The 2,765-nt window shown below is 69.9% G+C and carries 3 protein-coding genes and 1 pseudogene; 1 reads left to right on the top strand and 3 read right to left on the bottom strand.

Annotated elements, in window-relative coordinates; genetic code table 11:
* Positions 1 to 13 precede the first annotated feature (13 nt).
* Both K9U40_RS22460 and K9U40_RS22465 read right to left on the bottom strand, forming a co-directional pair.
* On the bottom strand, positions 14 to 1,210 hold the full coding sequence (locus K9U40_RS22460) for an acetyl-CoA C-acetyltransferase (protein WP_282892323.1): 1,197 nt from the start codon (positions 1,208 to 1,210) through the stop codon (positions 14 to 16).
* Positions 1,211 to 1,233: 23 nt separating this feature from the next.
* Positions 1,234 to 2,001 (bottom strand): 3-hydroxyacyl-CoA dehydrogenase, encoded by a 768-nt coding sequence (locus K9U40_RS22465; protein ID WP_282892324.1) that lies wholly within the window; start codon positions 1,999 to 2,001, stop codon positions 1,234 to 1,236.
* A gap of 155 nt (positions 2,002 to 2,156) precedes the next feature.
* Here K9U40_RS22465 and K9U40_RS22470 point away from each other — a divergent pair.
* Positions 2,157 to 2,561, top strand: a pseudogene (locus tag K9U40_RS22470) (AraC family transcriptional regulator ligand-binding domain-containing protein); the annotation flags it as partial.
* An 8-nt stretch (positions 2,562 to 2,569) separates the two neighbouring features.
* On the opposite strand, the gene K9U40_RS22475 reads toward K9U40_RS22470, so the two are convergent.
* Positions 2,570 to 2,765: transposase (locus K9U40_RS22475; protein WP_282890830.1), on the bottom strand; the 196-nt coding region annotated here is incomplete at its 5' end.

Raw genomic sequence — 2,765 nt, forward strand, 5'->3', positions numbered from 1 at the left:
TTCCGCTCCAGCCTCAGTTCGCCAGTTCCAGCGCCACCGCGGTGGCCTCGCCGCCGCCGATGCACAGCGAGGCGATGCCGCGCTTCAGCCCGTATTTCTGGAGCGCCGCCAGCAGCGTCACCATCACCCGCGCGCCCGATGCGCCGATGGGGTGGCCCAGCGCGCAGGCGCCGCCATGGACGTTCACCTTGTCCGCCGGCAGGCCGAGGTCGTGGATGGCGGCCATGGGCACCACGGCGAACGCCTCATTGATCTCGAACAGGTCCACGTCCTTCAGGTCCCAGCCGGTGCGCTCGGCCAGCTTGCCCACCGCGCCGATGGGGGCGGTGGTGAAGAGGCTGGGCGCCTGGGCATGGGTGGCATGGCCGACGATGGTCGCGAGCGGGGTGAGCCCGCGCTTCTCCGCTTCCGAGCGGCGCATCAGCACGAGGGCCGCCGCGCCGTCCGAGATGGAGGAGGAATTGGCCGCCGTCACCGTGCCGCCGTCGCGGAAGGCCGGCTTCAGGGTGGGGATCTTGTCGGGCTTGGCCTTGGGCGGCTGCTCGTCGGAATAGACGATGCGCTCGGCCTTGCCGGCCTTCACCGTGACGGGAGCGATCTCGGCATCGAAGGAGCCGTCCGCCATGGCCTTCTGGGCCTTGGCGAGGGAGCCCATGGCAAACGCATCCTGCGCCTCGCGGGTGAACTGGTAGGCCTCGGCGCAATCCTCGGCGAAGGTGCCCATGAGCCGGCCCTTCTCGTAGGCGTCCTCCAGCCCGTCGAGGAACATGTGGTCGAGGACGCGGCCATGGCCCATGCGATAGCCGCCACGGGCGCGGTCGAGCAGATAGGGGGCGTTGCTCATGCTCTCCATGCCGCCCGCCACTGCTACCTCGGCGGAGCCGGCCAGAAGCAGGTCATGGGCGAACATGGCCGCCTTCATGCCCGAGCCGCACATCTTGTTGACGGTGGTGGCGCCGGTGGAGAGCGGCAGGCCGGCCCCCAGCGCGGCCTGGCGGGCGGGCGCCTGGCCCTGCCCGGCGGGCAGCACGCAGCCGAACACCACCTCGTCCACCGCCTCCGGCGCAAGGCCGGCGCGGGCCAGCGCGGCGCCGATGGCGGTGGCGCCGAGGATGGGGGCGGCCACGTCCTTGAAGTCGCCCTGGAAGCCGCCCATGGGGGTGCGGGCGGCGCCGACGATGACGATGGGATCTTCCGTGCGGGTGGTCATGGCATTCTCCTTCATGGCAAGGTTCAGCGCGGCGGCATGCGCAGGGCGCCGTCGAGGCGGATGACCTCGCCGTTGAGCATGGTGTTCTCGCAGATGTGCCGGACGAGCGCGGCATATTCCGCCGGCCGGCCGAGCCGGGGCGGGAAGGGGACGGTCTTGCCCAGCGAATCCTGCACGTCCTGCGGCAGGCCGGCCATCATGGGCGTCTCGAAGATGCCCGGCGCGATGGTGACCACGCGTACCCCGAAGCGCGCCAGCTCCCGCGCCGCCGGCAGGGTCAGCGCGGCGACGCCGCCCTTGGAGGCGGCATAGGCGGCCTGGCCGATCTGGCCGTCGAAGGCGGCGATGGAGGCGGTGTTGATGATGACGCCGCGCTCGCCGTCGGCGTCGGGCTCTTCCTTCACGATGGCGTCGGCGGCGAGGCGCAGCATGTTGAAGGTGCCGATGAGGTTGATGCCGACGGCGCGCGCGAAGCTGTCGAGCCGGTGCGGCCCCTCGCGGCCGACCACCTTCTCGCCGGGGGCGACGCCGGCGCAATTCACGAGGCCGTGGAGATGCCCGAACGTGTCGCGGGCGAGCGCCACGGCGGCGATGCCGTCCGCTTCGCTGGTCACGTCGGCGCGCTGGAACCGGGCCTTGTCGCCCAGCTCGGCAGCGACCGCGCCGCCGGCCTCGGCATTGATGTCCACAATCACCACCCGCGCGCCTTCGCCCACCAGCATGCGCGAGACCGCTGCGCCGAGGCCGGAGCCAGCGCCGGTGACGATAAAGACGTGGCCGTCGATCTTCATGGAAGTCCTCCCCGGAACTCTTGCCTCTGAGGCACCTGCGGACTTTGCCGTCCGCAAGGCCGGTTGGTCATTTTCTAGTCAAAGACGATATGGCATTCGATGTCGCAATCGCTCTAATTTGATGAGCGATTTTGCCATATGGGGAAGGCTGGCCTTTGGAACGGCGCATGATTTCCGCCGGCTTCGTGGATGACGCGCTGGAGTGCCTTGCCCGGCGTGGCATCGATCCCGCGCCGGTGCTGGCGCAGGCGGGGCTTGCGGCGCCGGTGGGGGACTGGGTCTCCGCCGAGCAATACGGCGCGTTGTGGCTGGCGGCGGCCGCGGCGCTGGACGACGAATTCTTCGGCCTTGGGGGCCGGCCCATGCGACCGGGCAGCTTCACCCTCCTGTGCCATGCGCTGATGGGCGCGGCGACGTTGGAGCAGGCGTTGCGGCGTGCCCTGCGCTTCCTGAAGGTGGTGCTCGAGGATCCGGAGGGCGAGCTTCAGGTTGCGGACGGGCTCGCCTCCATCGTGCTCCGGGATGCCGGCGCCGCGCGCTCGGCCTTCGCCTATCGGACTTAGAGCGCCTAACAAAACTTGGCGATGGCTCTGAAGCATATGATTGCGGCGGCGAGGACGCAGAATGCGCGGTAGAGATCGGCGTGGCGCTCGTATCGGATGGCGAGGCGCCGGAACTGGTTGATCCAGGCGAAGGTGCGCTCAACCACCCATCGGTGCTTGCCGAGGTGCTCAGAACTGTCGACGCCGCGGCGGGCGATACGG

Source organism: Xanthobacter autotrophicus, from assembly GCF_030015065.1.
GTDB lineage: Bacteria > Pseudomonadota > Alphaproteobacteria > Rhizobiales > Xanthobacteraceae > Xanthobacter > Xanthobacter autotrophicus_D.